Source organism: Streptomyces sp. AM8-1-1 (genome assembly GCF_032229325.1).
In the GTDB taxonomy this organism is placed as follows: domain Bacteria; phylum Actinomycetota; class Actinomycetes; order Streptomycetales; family Streptomycetaceae; genus Streptomyces; species Streptomyces achmelvichensis.
The window spans coordinates 4396005-4410665 of record NZ_CP135086.1; the positions used below are offsets into that span (position 1 = coordinate 4396005).

16 protein-coding genes are annotated in these 14661 nt (G+C 69.7%); 7 read left to right on the forward strand and 9 right to left on the reverse strand.

Features of this window, described 5'->3' with window-relative positions; all coding sequences use genetic code 11:
• Window positions 1–6: 6 nt before the first annotated feature.
• The 4 genes from RPQ07_RS19865 to RPQ07_RS19880 all read right to left on the reverse strand — a co-directional run bounded on the left by RPQ07_RS19865 (window position 7) and on the right by RPQ07_RS19880 (window position 4201).
• On the reverse strand, window positions 7–1566 hold the full coding sequence (locus RPQ07_RS19865; protein ID WP_313945502.1) for an SCO6880 family protein: 1560 nt from the start codon (window positions 1564–1566) through the stop codon (window positions 7–9).
• Window positions 1563–2894, reverse strand: coding sequence for a hypothetical protein (locus tag RPQ07_RS19870; protein ID WP_313945503.1), 1332 nt, complete (start codon window positions 2892–2894; stop codon window positions 1563–1565). The genes RPQ07_RS19865 and RPQ07_RS19870 overlap by 4 nt, the downstream gene beginning before the upstream one ends.
• A complete protein-coding gene (locus RPQ07_RS19875; RefSeq protein WP_313945504.1) occupies window positions 2884–3735 on the reverse strand; it encodes a hypothetical protein in 852 nt (283 codons plus the stop codon). Before RPQ07_RS19875 ends, RPQ07_RS19870 begins: the two co-directional genes overlap by 11 nt.
• A gap of 157 nt (window positions 3736–3892) precedes the next feature.
• A complete protein-coding gene (locus RPQ07_RS19880) occupies window positions 3893–4201 on the reverse strand; it encodes a hypothetical protein (protein ID WP_313945505.1) in 309 nt (102 codons plus the stop codon).
• A 468-nt stretch (window positions 4202–4669) separates the two neighbouring features.
• On the opposite strand from RPQ07_RS19880, the gene RPQ07_RS19885 reads away from it, so the two are divergent.
• From RPQ07_RS19885 to RPQ07_RS19895, 3 genes are all read left to right on the forward strand, one after another.
• Complete coding sequence (locus RPQ07_RS19885) at window positions 4670–5491, forward strand: SAM-dependent methyltransferase (protein WP_313945506.1); 822 nt, start codon at window positions 4670–4672, stop codon at window positions 5489–5491.
• A gap of 233 nt (window positions 5492–5724) precedes the next feature.
• Window positions 5725–6738 carry a bifunctional lytic transglycosylase/C40 family peptidase gene (locus RPQ07_RS19890; RefSeq protein WP_313945507.1) on the forward strand — a complete coding sequence of 338 codons (1014 nt, stop codon included), beginning with the start codon at window positions 5725–5727 and terminating at the stop codon, window positions 6736–6738.
• Window positions 6739–6981: 243 nt separating this feature from the next.
• Window positions 6982–7719, forward strand: a complete 738-nt coding sequence (locus tag RPQ07_RS19895) for a phosphatase PAP2 family protein (protein ID WP_313945508.1) — start codon at window positions 6982–6984, stop codon at window positions 7717–7719.
• A 43-nt stretch (window positions 7720–7762) separates the two neighbouring features.
• On the opposite strand, the gene RPQ07_RS19900 is transcribed toward RPQ07_RS19895, so the two are convergent.
• The 3 genes from RPQ07_RS19900 to RPQ07_RS19910 all read right to left on the reverse strand — a co-directional run bounded on the left by RPQ07_RS19900 (window position 7763) and on the right by RPQ07_RS19910 (window position 9893).
• On the reverse strand, window positions 7763–8008 hold the full coding sequence (locus RPQ07_RS19900) for a hypothetical protein (RefSeq protein ID WP_313945509.1): 246 nt from the start codon (window positions 8006–8008) through the stop codon (window positions 7763–7765).
• A 55-nt stretch (window positions 8009–8063) separates the two neighbouring features.
• Window positions 8064–9635 (reverse strand): FAD-binding oxidoreductase, encoded by a 1572-nt coding sequence (locus RPQ07_RS19905; protein ID WP_313945510.1) that lies wholly within the window; start codon window positions 9633–9635, stop codon window positions 8064–8066.
• Window positions 9636–9713: 78 nt separating this feature from the next.
• Entirely contained in the window at window positions 9714–9893 is a 180-nt protein-coding gene (locus RPQ07_RS19910) for a hypothetical protein (RefSeq protein ID WP_313945511.1), read from the reverse strand.
• Between the two features lie 126 nt (window positions 9894–10019).
• Here RPQ07_RS19910 and RPQ07_RS19915 point away from each other — a divergent pair, with 126 nt between their 5' ends.
• A complete protein-coding gene (locus RPQ07_RS19915) occupies window positions 10020–10850 on the forward strand; it encodes a hypothetical protein (protein ID WP_313945512.1) in 831 nt (276 codons plus the stop codon).
• A gap of 172 nt (window positions 10851–11022) precedes the next feature.
• Window positions 11023–11199: a hypothetical protein gene (locus RPQ07_RS19920; protein WP_313945513.1), complete on the forward strand. Its 177-nt coding sequence runs from the start codon at window positions 11023–11025 to the stop codon at window positions 11197–11199.
• Between the two features lie 116 nt (window positions 11200–11315).
• Here RPQ07_RS19920 and RPQ07_RS19925 read toward each other — a convergent pair whose 3' ends face one another.
• Window positions 11316–11648 (reverse strand): metal-sensitive transcriptional regulator, encoded by a 333-nt coding sequence (locus RPQ07_RS19925; protein WP_313945514.1) that lies wholly within the window; start codon window positions 11646–11648, stop codon window positions 11316–11318.
• 242 nt (window positions 11649–11890) lie between these two features.
• Here RPQ07_RS19925 and RPQ07_RS19930 point away from each other — a divergent pair, with 242 nt between their 5' ends.
• Both RPQ07_RS19930 and RPQ07_RS19935 read left to right on the forward strand, forming a co-directional pair.
• Window positions 11891–12511 (forward strand): DUF47 domain-containing protein, encoded by a 621-nt coding sequence (locus tag RPQ07_RS19930; protein ID WP_313945515.1) that lies wholly within the window; start codon window positions 11891–11893, stop codon window positions 12509–12511.
• Between the two features lie 5 nt (window positions 12512–12516).
• Window positions 12517–13515 (forward strand): anion permease, encoded by a 999-nt coding sequence (locus tag RPQ07_RS19935; protein WP_313945516.1) that lies wholly within the window; start codon window positions 12517–12519, stop codon window positions 13513–13515.
• A 346-nt stretch (window positions 13516–13861) separates the two neighbouring features.
• Here the strand turns inward: RPQ07_RS19935 and pstB are convergent, their stop codons facing one another.
• Entirely contained in the window at window positions 13862–14638 is a 777-nt protein-coding gene (gene pstB / locus RPQ07_RS19940; RefSeq protein ID WP_313945517.1) for a phosphate ABC transporter ATP-binding protein PstB, read from the reverse strand.
• Between the last annotated feature and the right edge of the window lie 23 nt (window positions 14639–14661).

A 14661-nucleotide genomic window follows, 5' to 3' on the forward strand; every position in this document is an offset into this window, starting at 1 on the left:
GGGCCCCTATCGGCGGATGCCGGTCGCGAACGGCAAGGTGTTCACAAAGGCCCGGTGGTGCTCGCGGTCGCACCACTCCAGCTTGAGATACGACTTACCGGCCGAGGCCCTGATCGTCCGCTTGTCTCTGGCCAGGGCCTCGGGCGAACGCGACGACACAGTGATGTACCCGACAAGGTTGACCCCTGCCGCACCGCTGGCGAGATCTTCACCCCGCTGGTCGAGTCGGCCGTGTGCGGCGATGTCGCGCGGGTCGACCGTGCGGTTCATCTTGGCGGCCCTGCTGGCGTCGGCCTCGTCGTTCGTCTTCTCGGTGAGCATCCGCTCGATGGCGACCTCGGTGGGTTCCAGATCCATGGTGACCGCGACCGTGCGGATCACGTCGGGGGTGTGGACGAGCAGCGGTGCCAGGAAGTTGACGCCGACAGGGGTCATCGGCCACTCCTTCACCCACGCGGTGGAGTGGCACCAGGGCGCGCGGGTGGAGGACTCGCGGGTCTTGGCCTGGAGGAAGGTGGGCTGCATGGCGTCGAGCTCGGCCGGCCAGGCGTTCCGCTTCGTCATGGCCTGGATGTGGTCGATGGGGTGGTCCGGGTCGTACATCGAGTGCACGAGGGAGGCGAGCCGGCCCTGGCCGAGCGGCTGGCGGACGCGGATGTCGGCCTCGGCGAGGCGGGCGCAGATGTCGGTGAGTTCGCGCGCCATGACGACAGCGAGGCCCGCGTCCTTGTCGAGCTTGCGGGACTTGGCGCCGGAGGCGTGGCGGGTGGCACGCGCCATGGCGTGGGCCTCGGCGGCCAGTTCCCGCGTGTAGTGCATGCAGGCGACGAGATAGGCGCGGTGCTGCTCGCTGGAGGTGGACACCATCGACTGGAGCTGGTCGTAGGAGTCGCGCAGCCAGCCGGGGGTCTTCTGGTCGCCGCGCTGGGCGACGTCCTTGGCGTGGGCGTCGGGGTCGGCGGGGAGGGTACGGGCCAGCATCTGAAGGCGTGTCACGAAGCCGTCGCCGTTGGCCACATGCTTGAGCAGCGTGCCGAAGCGGTCGACGAGGGCCTCCTGGTCCTCGCTGTCGCGCAGTCCGACGCCGGGGCCCTCGATCTCGATGGCGGCGGTGACGGTACGGCGGTCCGCGTGCAGCAGTACGGCGATCTCGTCGGGGCCGAAGGGGGCGGCGAGCCAGTTGATCCGGCCGATGCCCGGGGGCGGGCCGACCTCGACCTCACGTCCGTCGAGACGGGTGCCGGCCTCGACGGCGGTGGAACGGTAGACGGTGCCGTTGCGCAGGGTGCGCTTGAAGCTGCGGTTGACCTCGAACCACTTGTAGAACGTGCGGTGCTTGTACGGCACGTAGACCGCGGCGAGCGCCAGCAGCGGGAAGCCCATCAGCAGAACGATGCGCACGGACAGAACGGGGACGAGCAGTCCGCACATCATGCCGAGGAACGCGCCGGCGATGATCAGGGCGATCTCGCCGGTCTCGCGGTTCTTGCCGACGATCGCGTTCGGCCGGGCCCGGCCGATCAGATACGTACGGCGGGGCGCGATGGGATGGGACTGGGTCGTCAACGCCCTCCACCTCCTGTGCTCTTGCGGTTGCTGTGCGGCGTGCCGCTGGTGGGACTGCTACTGGGTCGGGAGCTGCGGGGCGGGGGTGCGGCGGAGGGGACAGTTCCGCCGCCGCCCCCGGGGGTGCGGCTGCTGTGGGCGGCTACGCCGCCGCCCATGGGGTTGGACGGCCTGGCCCCGCCGCCTCCGCCGCTGTTCTCGCCGCCGCGGGGGTTGCCGCGGGCGCTGTGGGTCTTGATGCCCTGGGAGACGAGGGCGGCGGGGGAGCTGATGACGGCGGCGGCGGCGTTCTCCGCGCCGCCCTGGAGGCGGTTGTTGCGGGAGGCGACGATCTCGTCGCCGAAGCCCGGAACGAAGCGGTAGATCATCGCCGAGGCGAAGATCGCGAGCAGGATGATCGCGAGTCCGGAGACGACGGCGGAGAAGGAGTCGGGGCCCTGATCGGCGGAGAGGGCACCGGCGAGGCCGAGGACGATCACGATGACCGGCTTGATGAGGATGATCGCGATCATGATGCCGGCCCAGCGGCGTACGTGGCCCCACATGTTCTTGTCGACGAGTCCGGCGTAGACGACGACGCCGAGGAGGGCACCGACGTAGAGGAGGACGGCGCGGATGAACAGCTCGAGGTAGAGGATTCCCGCGGCCAGCACGGTGACGAGGGAGACGACGATCAGCATGATCGGCCCGCCTCCGATGTCGGTGCCCTTCTTGAGGGCGGCGGAGAAGTTCCCGAAGAACATGTCGGTCTGCCCGCTGGTACCGCCCGCGATGACCTCGGTGACGCCGTCGGTGGCGGAGACGAGGGTGTAGAGGATCAGCGGGGTGAAGGCGGAGGCGAGGACCGTGAGCCAGAGGAAGCCGATGGCTTCGGAGATGGCGGTCATCAGCGGCACGCCGCGGATGGCCCGCTTGGCGACGGCGAGGAGCCACAGGACGAGCGTGAGGATGGTGGCGGCGGCGAAGACGACGGCGTACTGGGAGAGGAAGGCGGTGTTGGTGAAGTCGACGGTGGCCGTGGACTTCACGGCCTTGGAGAGGGTGTCGACGGTCCAGACGGCGGCGTCGGCGCAGCCGCGGGCGAGGGAGGACAGGGGGTCGAGGGCGTCGGTGGGGTCTTGGGGGGTGGTGCGGGCGGCGCCGCCGGCCTTGTCGCCGTCCTCGCAGTAGTCCCTGGCCAGTCCGACGATGAGGTCGCAGGGGTTGTCGCTCGGGCTCGGAGTGGGTGGCGGTGTCGGCGCTGCCGAGGCCCGGGACGAGAGCAGGACGAGGGACGTGGGGACGGCGGCCAGGGCGGTGAGGATCCTGGTGCGGTGACTACCGGGCATAGGTGAAGCCTCCGTATCCCGCGACGGCACCGGCGATCTCTTCCGCGGAGGACGCGCGGTTGTCCCCGTTGACCGGTGTCGGGCCCTCCTTCTGGGTGGAGGAGGTGATCTTCCAGTCGTTACCGACCCATTTGAGCTGCTGGGTGAGCGTGAACCAGGTCTCGGTCACGGGTTTGGTGGATTTCGGCCCCGCCAGCCCCACGAGACCGGTGCACCAGACCTCCACGGTCGCGGATTCGCCGTTCTGCGCGGTCACCTTGGTCCCGACTGGCACGGTGCGAGAGACGAAGGTGAGGCCGTCAGGCGCGCTGCCGTCGGCGGTGAGGCCGACGTTGGCGAGGAACTGGGGCGAGTACGCCTGGTCGAGGTTGCCCAGCAGCGGGGTGACCACGGCGGGATCGTGGACGGTCTCGACGATGGCCTGCCGAGTGCCGGCCTTGAACATTCCGTCAGAACCCAGTGCCACCGCATAGTTGGCAGCAGCGCTCTGCGCCCCCTGCTCGTTCCTCCCGTACCCCGTCGGGATCCCGCCCACCTTGCCCTGTACCGGCTTCACGCCCGTCGCCGCCGTCGGGGCCGATTCCGGGCCCTTCGGGGATTCTCCGGCGCGCTCCTCGTCGCCGCCGCCCTGGTTGGCGAACGCGATCGCCGCGATCAGCAGCACCACGACGCCCACCACCGTGATGAGCGAGCGGGAGTTGCGGACCGGGCGGCGGGCGCCACCGTAGACGTCCGTGTCCGTGCCGGGCAGGCGCGTGCGGGTCTGGCCCGTGCCGCGGAAGCCGTCGTCCACCCGGCTGCTCGTGTCGCCGCCGAAGCCGTGGTCGTCCCCCAGGCTCATGTCGCGCACTTCCCCTCGACCGGGTGCAGAACCGCGTAGTACGACGGTAGCCGTGCTGCTTTCCGCGCGGGCGCGGTGTGGTGACTCGACATCAGGGAGACGCAACCTCTGGGTGGGCCGGGCACGCGGGAAGGGGACGGAGGGTCCGACGGGTCGGTCAGACGGCCATCCCGTACACGATGGTGAACAGGGTCCCCAGTGACCCGATGATGAAGACGCCGGTCAGGCCGGCGACGATCAGGCCCTTGCCCTGTTCCGCGCTGAAGGTGTCGCGCAGCGCGGTCGCTCCGATGCGCTGCTTCGCGGCGCCCCAGATCGCGATACCGAGGCAGAGCAGGATGGCCACCGCCATCACGACCTCGATCATGATGCGGGCTTCATTGCCCAGGCTCCCGAAAGGCCCCCAGTTCGGGGCGATTCCGCCGATGATGGTGGTGATGTCGCCCTTTTCGGCTGCCAGGATCATGTGTAACTCACCGCCCCTGTCGGGTTGTTCGCTGCCCATGCCCCTCGGCATGGGCCATCGCTCTATCTTCGCTGATGAAACCGCCCGCGTATGCCGACTTGGCGGGTCTCTTTACCCGATCTCCGCACGTATGACCGATCCCACCGCCCTGACCTGCGGCGGTGCCGACCTGTTCACAGAGAGGAGCCCGTACCGTCACTCTGTGTATCACGGTGCGTGACTCCGGGCAATGACTGTCGTTGTGGCACCTTTGGGGCGTTCCGGACAGCCGATCGGCGCGTGCCGGGCGAACGGGTGCGTCCGCCGTGACATATGACGGTCCGCCGGCCGGGGAGGTTCCTCGCCGGAGCCGTGTCCGCGGCCGTGTTCCGGACCGGGCCGCGGCCGTGCTCGGGGCCGGGCCCGCGGAGGGTGCAGAAACGTCTCCCATCTGCGCCTCAACCTCCCTCCCGAGGGCCCGAGTTGGATATGTTGTGGCCCGTGACCGAAAACGAGCACGTACGCGACCGGATCGACACCTCGCGCCCTCACACCGCCAGGATCTGGAACTACTGGCTCGGCGGCAAGGACAACTACCCCGTGGACCGTGAGGCCGGGGACCAGATCCGGGGCATTCACCCCGGCATCGGGGACTATGCCCTGGCCGACCGTCAGTTTCTGGGCCGGGCCGTCCACCATCTGGTGGCGGATCTCGGGATCCGGCAGTTCCTCGACGTCGGAACGGGGCTGCCCAGCGCCGACAACACCCATGAGGTCGCACAGGGCGTCGCGCCCGAATCGCGGATCGTCTACGTGGACAACGACCCGCTCGTCCTCGCGCACGCCCGCGCGCTCCTGACCAGCACTCCTCAGGGCCGTACGGACTACCTCGACGCCGATCTGCGCGATGTCGACGCCATCCTGGAGCGTGCCTCGGAGACGCTCGACTTCAAGCAGCCCGTGGCACTGATGCTGCTGGGCGTGGTCATCTTCATCGAGGACCACGAGGAGTCGTACGCGGTCGTCCGCCGGCTGATGGACGCGCTGCCCTCCGGCAGCCACCTCGTGCTGTCGCACACGATCACCAGCCCCACGATGCCGGACGTGGACGCGGCGGTCGCCTTCTGGAACGAGCACGGCACCCCGCGCCTCACCCAGCGCACTCCGCGGGAGGTCGAGGGCTACTTCGACGGCCTCGAACTGCTCCCTCCGGGCGTGGTCTCCTGCTCCCGCTGGCGCGTGGACGTCCCCGAGGGCCGGCCGGAGCCGGAAGAGGTCGCGATGTTCGGCGGCGTGGCGCGCAAGCCGTAGACCAGGTTCGGCGGCAGGGACGGGAAGCCGTACGTCCGGTTCCGCGGCCGGGACGGGAAGCCGTAGGTCCGGTTCCGTGGCGGGGATGGGAAGCCGGTGGCGCGGCGCGGACGTCGCGGTCGCGCCATCCTGCGAACGCTTCCCGCCCCGCCCTCTTCTCCGACCGCTGATTGAGGCCCTGCCCACCTACACTGGCGCAGGGCCTACTGCCATGGGGTGAAGGGTGGTTGACGGTGCGTAAGGCGTGGCTGGTCGCGGGCGCGTCCGTCGTGGTGTGCCTGGGGTTCGTCGGCTTGCTCGTCGTCGGTACGTACTCCGCCGCCTCCGGCCTCCTCGGGATCGACGGCAGGAACGGTGCCGTCGCCCTGGCCAAGGGGGCCGTGCCCGCGCGCTACCAGCCGCTCGTGCAGAAGTGGGGCAACCTCTGCCCGGCCATCAATCCCGCGCTGCTCGCCGCCCAGCTCTACCAGGAGAGCGGCTGGAACCCGAAGGCGCAGAGCCCGGCCACCGCGCAGGGCATCGCGCAGTTCATCCCCGGCACCTGGGCGGCGCACGGCGTCGACGGGGACAAGGACGGGGACCGCGATGTGTGGGATCCGGCCGACGCGATTCCGTCTGCTGCGACGTACGACTGCCACTTGGCTGGATATGTCAAGAAGGCGCCGGGCGACGCGACCGACAACATGCTCGCCGCCTACAACGCCGGCGCGTACGCGGTCATCAAGTACGGCGGGGTTCCGCCGTACCGCGAGACGCAGAACTACGTGAAGATCATCCGCACCCTGGAGAAGAGCTTCGCCCGGCCGGCCGGCCGTGTCGAGCCGTCGCGGCAGGCCGCCGGGGCGATCCATTTCGCGCAGCAGCGGCTCGGCACGAAGTATCTGTGGGGCGGTAACGGCACCCCTGAGCAGGGCGGACGTTTCGACTGCTCCGGGCTCACGCAGGCCGCGTACCGCACGGTGAAGATCGAGCTGCCGCGGGTGGCCAACGACCAGTACAACGCCGGGCCGCATCCGTCCCGCGACGAGCTGCTGCCGGGGGACCTCGTCTTCTTCTCGGACGACCTGACCAATTCGCGCGCCATCCGGCACGTGGGGCTGTACGTCGGCGGCGGCTACATGATCAATGCGCCCTACACCGGTGCCGTGATCCGCTTCGACAAGATCGACACCCCGGACTACTTCGGCGCCACGAGGGTCACCGAGGATGGCGCAAAAGCACTCCCCACGGTGCCTCCGGGGGCCTGACGGGGCGTCGCGAATGGCTGGAACTCTCCGTTAGGCCAAGGCCCTGAGCTGCAGCGATGTGTCTCTCTTCGATAACGTCATAGTGATCGTTCGGTGGAGAGTGGAACGAAGCCGGGGAACGTGCCGTTCCCTGGACTGTGACAGCGGCACTGACCATGCAGCAGACACCACACTGACCACGGGGGTTGGTACGAGCGGTGCACCCGTGCACCGCAGCAGGCACAAGGCAAGGGGCCGCAGCAGATGGCTGGACTCGCAATGGGGTTCCCCCTGACGGAGTCAAGGGGCGGGTCGAGCCCTGATGTCAGCCTGCTCTACGACATCAACGGCCTGGCCAAGGACGCACCCCACTGGTTCGACCGCGTGATGGAGTTCGTCGGCGAGTGGGGCATCCTGCTGGCGATGGTGGCCGTGGCGCTCTGGTGCTGGTGGAGCGTGCGCCGGCGCGGTACCACCGAGGACTCGGTGTCGGGTGTCGTCGCGCTGGTGTGGGCGCCGCTCGCCGCGGGCATCGCGCTGCTGATCAACATCCCGATCCGCGGGTTCGTGGAGAGACCTCGTCCGTTCCTGGACCACCAGGGCATCGAGGTCCTCGTCTCCGGGAAGACCGACTACTCGTTCGTCAGCGACCACGCCACGATGGCGATGGCGATCGGTGCCGGGCTGTTCATCGCGCACCGGAAGTTCGGCTGGGCCGCGATCGGTCTCGCCCTCGCCGAGGGGTTCTGCCGGGTGTACATGGGCGTGCACTACCCGACCGATGTCATCGGCGGCTTCGCGCTCGGTACGGCGGTCACCCTGCTCCTCGCCCCGCTCGCGCTGGCTCTGCTGACCCCGGTGGTGTCGGCGGTCGCGGGCTCCGGCCGGGCCGGACGGCTCGTGCGCTCGAAGCGGGCGCCCGCCCAGGCGGACCGTCCCGAGCCGCTGGACATCCACGATCCGCGGACCGAGGGCGCGGGCCGGAACGACCTGGCTGCCTGATCGTTTGGGCCGTGAGCCGCAGGCCGTACCGGGTCCTGGCGGGTCAGCGGCGTCCGCCGCGGTTGCGGCGGTGGTGGCGACGGACGATCAGTACGGTTCCGGCGCCGGCTATCGCTCCGGTGGCGAGCACCGCGAGGGAACTCTCGAGCGGGCCGTCCGGCTTGGAGGCGACGGCGGGGGCCGTCTCGGCCGGCTCCGCGGACGCCCCGGGCGCGGCACCGCCGAACGGGAGGGCCAGCGTGAGCGCGGTGGTCGCCGTGAGCGTGGCTATTCGTCCGGTTCGGTTCATATAACCAGCGCACAGGCCCGGCACCGTACCGGCCATTCGGGGGCCCCCGTACGGGCTACAGCGCCTGCGGGAAGTCGAACAGCCTGCCTGGGTCGTACTGCTTCTTCAGCCGGGTGAGCCGGTCCGCCGCGGGTCCGTAGTAGGCCCGCCGCCAGTCGGTCAGCGTCGGATCGACATAGTTCTGGTACGCCGCCCCCGACGCGAAACGGCGCAGGGAGGCATGGGTGCTCTTCAGCCACGCCTGCTGGGCCGTGCCCTGCGCGCCCGGGCGCCAGGCGGCGATGTACTGCGCGAGCATCCGCGAGCGGCGGTGGACGAACGACGTCGCCAGCGGGTCCACCCGGTTGACCGCGCCGCCGAGCGCTGTCAGGACGATGGAGCCGCCCCCGCCCTGGCTCTGCGGGAGGCGCGTGAACCCTTCGGCCGCCGCGAGCAGTGCCTGGACGCCGGAAGGGGAGAGCGCCCGGTCGAAGAAGGCGGACGCCGCGGCGTACGTCTCACGCTGGAGCGCGCCCTGCGGGGAGCGGCCCGGGGTGCGGCCGGGCAGATGGCACTGGTCCTGGCTGAGCGTGGCGCAGTTCGCGTAGCCGAGCATGGCGTCGAGATGGCCGCGCCGGCGGATGGAGACGTTGCTCGCCGGGGAGCCCGCCGCGTCGGCGAGCCGGTCGACGGCGTTCTTCAGATCGCCCTCGGTGCCGAGGGAGAAGGCGGCGATGGAGAAGGTGGGGGAATGCCCGCCGGGGCCGGCCGACAGATGGGCCGAGGACCATATCTCGTCGGGCTGGTCGGGTCCCCATCGCTGCCAGGCCGAGAACACGGCGGCCGCCTTCGACCAGGGCCAGGTGAGATAGCCGACGACGGTCGGCGTGGCCGGGTGCGTACGGAACCGGAGCTCGGTGACCACGCCGAAGTTGCCGTTGCCGGCGCCGCGCAGTGCCCAGAACAGGTCCGTGTTCTCCTTCGCGCTCGCCGTCAGCCGTCGGCCGTCGGCCGTGACGATCCTCGCCGAGGTGAGGCTGTCGCAGGTCAGGCCGTACGCACGCGAGGTGACGCCGTGACCGCCGCCGAGGGTGAGGCCGGACACCCCGACGGAGGGGCAGGAGCCGGCCGGTATGGTGCGGCCGGCTTTTCCGAGCGTGGTGTAGACGTCGATCAGTTTGGCGCCGGCGCCGATGGTGCCGTCCGTGCCGACCTTCTTCAGGGCGGAGACGTCGATGACGAGCCGGCCGTTGCCGGAGGACCAACCGGCGTAGGAGTGGCCGCCGTTGCGTATGGAGACGGGGGTGCGGTGGGCCCGGGCGTAGGCGAGGCACTCGGCGATGTCGTCCTCGCCGGACACATACGCGACGGCCGCGGGCTTCAGCGCGTCGAAGCGGGTGTTGTAGAGCTGGCGGGCCGTGGGGTACGCGGCGTCGCCGGGGCGCACCAGCTGCCCGTCCAGGCCGCGGGCGAGAGCTGTCCAGTCGGCCGCGGCGGCGGAGGCCGTCGAGGCGGACCCGCGGGGCGTGGGTATGCGGCCGGCCGTGCCGGTGGTGGCCTCGGCCGTGGGTGTGCCGCCGCCCGCACTGCTGCTGCAGGCGGTCGCGGTCAGAGCTACAGCGGTGGTGAGCAGCGCGCGCCGGTCCATGGTGCCTCCTGGGGGACAAGACGGCGCTGAGGCCGTGGGGGTTCCGGAGGAACGCGGTCCAGGGGCTGCCGTGCGGTCTCAGTCTCTCGCGGTGACGGCTGTCCCGTGCAACTCGGCGTCGGTACGTGCTCGTTCACGGGAGCGTCGGGCGGGTCCGGCCCATCCGCAGCTGCACCGGGCTATCGCGAACGAGCCCCGCTCGGTGGTTGTCGTGAGATGAGGGGATTCTCCGCTGTCCGGGAGGTCTCGCGCTGGCACCTCTCCACGGTACTGGCGCGGAGCGCAACCCGGGTGGTCGCGTGACGACGGGCCCTGGCCGTCGTTATGCGGGACGGGCGGAGGTCTCGTAGAAGCAGCGGTTCCGGTGTTGGGGGTTGGCGGTCGATGGTGGTGCAGCAGCACAGGCGCAGGGGCGCCGCGTTGGTGGTCGCCGCCGCCGTGGCGGGTGTGATGGCGACCAGCGGCTGCTCCGGCGGCACGGGCGCGGTCGCCGACGACCGGCCCGGCGGCGGACGGACCGACCGGGTGCGCACGGCGGCGGACGCGCTGGTCGCCGCCGGCAGCGCGCGGGCGCGTACGTCGATGGAGACCGCGACCGGCGGGACGCGGGTGACCATCCAGGGCGAGGGCGGTTACGACTTCCGGCGGCGGATGGGCCGGCTGACGGTGGTCCTGCCGAAGGACCCCGCGGGCGCGGACGAACACCGCCCGGTCACGGAACTGATGGCGCCCGGGGCGCTCTACATGAAGAACCGGGGCGCGGGTGTGCCCGCCGACAAGTGGGTTCGGATCGACACGACGACCCTCGCGGACGGCAATCTGGTCACCGGCGGGGCGACGGATCCGCTGGCCGCGGCCGAACTGCTGCGCGGCGCCCGGGACGTGACGTACGTCGGGGAGGAGAGCGTCGCCGGCGAGACGGTGCACCACTACCGGGGGAGCACGGACATCGGGCGGGCGGCGCTGGCCGCCGAACCACATGCGCGGGCCTCGCTGGCGGCCGCGGCGAAAGGGTTCGCCACCGACACCGTGCCGTTCGACGTCTATCTCGACGAGCAGGGCCGGCTCCGCAAGGTGCGGCACCGCTTCAGTTTCGCCAACGCGACCGGTACGGTCGCGGTCACGTCGACCACGGTGCTCTACGACTTCGGCACTCCGGTGACCATGGTTCTCCCCGACCGGCGGGACATCTATGCCGGCAGGATCGGGACGTAGTCCGTGTTCTTCGTGGCCGTGTCCGTTCGCCGCCGGGGCCCGTGGGGTTCCTTCGGGTCAGCCCGGGAAGATCTGAAAGACACCCCCGAAATGGTCCGGACGTGCCATGCGCGGTGTGTGCACCACTCCCTACGCTAGGAAGTCGACGCCCGGCAGGAAGAGGTGAACGCACGTGGCTCCGCCCAGTACGACGACCGTCCAGGACCACGTGGCGCTTGCCGAGATCGAACTGTGCGGTGAGCTGATCATCGCGGCGTCGGCCGCTGACGAGGACCGGCTGAGCCCGGACCGTATCGACGAGGTGCTGAAGGTGGCGGCCGAGCGGTCCGAATCCGGCCGAATCGACTGATCCCTCTCGGCGGGACCGTCCCCGGGGGGCGCTGTACGTCGGGTATGCGGCGGTCGGATGGGCGGCAAGGCGGGTAAGCGCCGGCCGTGTGGCCGGCAGATCGGGAAAGCGGCAGGTCAGGTGCGCAGCAGGCGGGCGATCGCCTTGGTGGCTTCCTCGACCTTGGCGTCGATCTCGTCGCCGCCCTTGACCGCGGCGTCCGCGACGCAGTGGCGCAGATGCTCCTCGAGCAGCTGGAGCGCGAACGACTGGAGTGCCTTGGTGGAGGCGGAGACCTGCGTGAGTATGTCGATGCAGTAGACGTCCTCATCGACCATGCGCTGGAGGCCGCGGATCTGGCCCTCGATACGGCGCAGCCGCTTGAGGTGCTCGTCCTTCTGTTTGTGGTAGCCGTGCACGCCGCGGTCGTGGTCCGTGACCGGGGGGCCGCCCGCCTCGGTGGTCGTCATCGCGTCCTCCGGTTGTCAGCTGTGCCGAGATGGAGCCTGTCCGAAAACTGTGCCTGATCCATCACATAGGAGTCACATACCCCTCATGGGTATATGGTACCGAATCGCTCCGGCCAGGGGGCCGGGGGTGCTGTGCTGTGCACTGTTGCCGATGGGCGACACTGAGGAAGCCGGTTGGCCGTGGCCGGATGAATGCGCCTAGCATCAGCCTGACCGAATCCAATGCACCCCGAGGACCCCACGTGCGATTTCGTCTGACCCCCAGGGAGACGAGCTTCTACGACATGTTTGCCGCCTCCGCGGACAACATCGTCACGGGCTCCAAGCTCCTGATGGAACTGCTCGGGGCGGACTCCTCCGCCCGGGCCGAGATCGCGGAACGGATGCGGGCAGCGGAGCACGCGGGAGACGACGCGACGCACGCGATCTTCCACCAGCTGAACTCCTCCTTCATCACGCCGTTCGACCGCGAGGACATCTACAAGCTCGCGTCGTCGCTCGACGACATCATGGACTTCATGGAGGAGGCCGTCGACCTGGTCGTGCTGTACCAGGTCGAGGAGCTCCCGAAGGGTGTCGAGCAGCAGATCGAGGTCCTCGCGCGGGCCGCGGAGCTGACGGCGGAGGCCATGCCGCACCTGCGGACCATGGACAACCTCACCGAGTACTGGATCGAGGTCAACCGCCTCGAGAACCAGGCCGACCAGATCCACCGCAAGCTGCTGGCCCACCTCTTCAACGGCAAGTACGAGGCCATCGAGGTCCTCAAGCTGAAGCAGATCGTGGACGTACTCGAAGAGGCGGCCGACGCCTTCGAGCACGTCGCGAACACCGTCGAGACCATCGCGGTCAAGGAGTCCTGAAGCTTGTGGACACCTTTGCCCTGATCGTGACCATTGGTGTCGCGCTCGGATTCACGTACACCAACGGCTTCCACGACTCCGCGAACGCCATCGCGACGTCCGTCTCCACCCGCGCCCTGACACCGCGCGCGGCGCTGGCGATGGCCGCGGTGATGAACCTCGCGGGCGCGTTCCTCGGACAGGGCGTGGCCAAGACCGTCAGCGAGGGGCTCATCGCGACGCCCCAGGGCAGCAAGGGGATGGGCATCCTCTTCGCCGCGTTGCTCGGCGCGATCGTGTGGAACCTCGTCACCTGGTACTTCGGCCTTCCCTCGTCCTCCTCGCACGCATTGTTCGGCGGCATGGTGGGCGCGGCGCTCGCCGGCGGCACGGATGTGATCTGGACCGGCGTCCTGGAGAAGGTCGTCATCCCGATGTTCGTCTCGCCCATCGTGGGCCTGGTCTGCGGCTATCTGGTGATGGTCGGGATCATGTGGATGTTCCGGAAGTCCAACCCGCACAAGGCCAAGCGCGGATTCCGGATAGCCCAGACCGTCTCGGCGGCCGGTATGGCGCTCGGGCACGGACTCCAGGACGCCCAGAAGACGATGGGCATCGTGGTGATGGCGCTGGTCATCGCCGATGTCGAGGGCCAGGGCGACGCGATCCCGGTCTGGGTGAAGATCGCCTGTGCGGTGATGCTCTCGCTCGGCACGTACGCCGGTGGCTGGCGCATCATGCGCACGCTGGGGCGGAAGATCATCGAGCTCGACCCGCCGCAGGGGTTCGCGGCGGAGACGACGGGCGCCTCGATCATGTTCGGTTCGGCGTTCCTGTTCCACGCGCCGATCTCGACGACGCATGTGATCACGTCCGCGATCATGGGTGTCGGGGCGACGAAGCGGGTCAACGCGGTCCGGTGGGGCGTCGCGAAGAACATCATCATGGGCTGGTTCATCACGATGCCGGCCGCAGCGGCGGTCGCGGCGCTGAGCTACGGGATCGTGTACCTGGCGTTCGGCTGACGCCTGCGCCGGACGGCCGGGACGCGGCCCGCAGGGCAGCCGGCCCGGACGACGGCCTGGGAGCCGGCTCGGACGACGGCCTGCGAGCCCGGCCCGGAAGGCAGCCGTACCACTTCCCCGCCCCGGACGGCTCGCCCCCTTCGAAGACGCCGGCCCGGTGTGAGCGCCCGTACGGCAGAGACTGGAAAGACATGTGGGCCCGCCCCCCTGGGAAAGGGGGCGGGCCCTTCGTCTTGCGGTGGCACCGCCATGCAGCACCGCGAGACGTGTTAGGGGGCGACGGGGCTGCCGGGCGCCGGCAGCCGGTGCCGGCGCCGTCCGCCCGGGATCACCGCGGGAGCGGTGATCACCCGAAGCGGCCCGAGATGTAGTCCTCGGTCGCCTGCACCGACGGGTTCGCGAAGATGCGCTCCGTCTCGTCTATCTCGATCAGCTTTCCGGGCTGGCCGACCGCCGAGAGGTTGAAGAACGCCGTACGGTCCGAGACCCGCGCCGCCTGCTGCATGTTGTGCGTCACGATGACGATCGTGAAGCGCTCCTTCAGCTCGCCGATCAGGTCCTCGATCGCGAGGGTCGAGATCGGGTCGAGCGCCGAGCAGGGCTCGTCCATCAGCAGGACGTCGGGCTCGACCGCGATCGCGCGGGCGATGCACAGACGCTGCTGCTGACCGCCGGAGAGACCGGAACCGGGCTTGTTGAGGCGGTCCTTCACCTCGTTCCAGAGGTTCGCGCCCTTGAGCGACTTCTCGACGACCGCGTTGAGCTCGCTCTTCTTGTAGCTGCGGTTGAGGCGCAGACCGGCGGCGACGTTGTCGTAGATGGACATCGTCGGGAACGGGTTCGGACGCTGGAAGACCATGCCGACCGTACGGCGCACGGAGACCGGGTCGACGCTGGAGCCGTAGAGGTTCTCGTCGTCCAGCATCACCTTGCCCTCGACGCGGCCGCCGGGGGTGACCTCGTGCATACGGTTCAGGGTGCGCAGGAAGGTGGACTTGCCGCAGCCGGACGGGCCGATGAAGGCCGTCACGGAGCGGGGCTCCACGGTCATCGAGATGTCCTCGATCGCCTTGTGGGAGCCGTAGAAGGCAGAGAGGCCGCTGACGTCGATTCGCTTGGCCATGGGGATCACTTCGCTTTCATGGA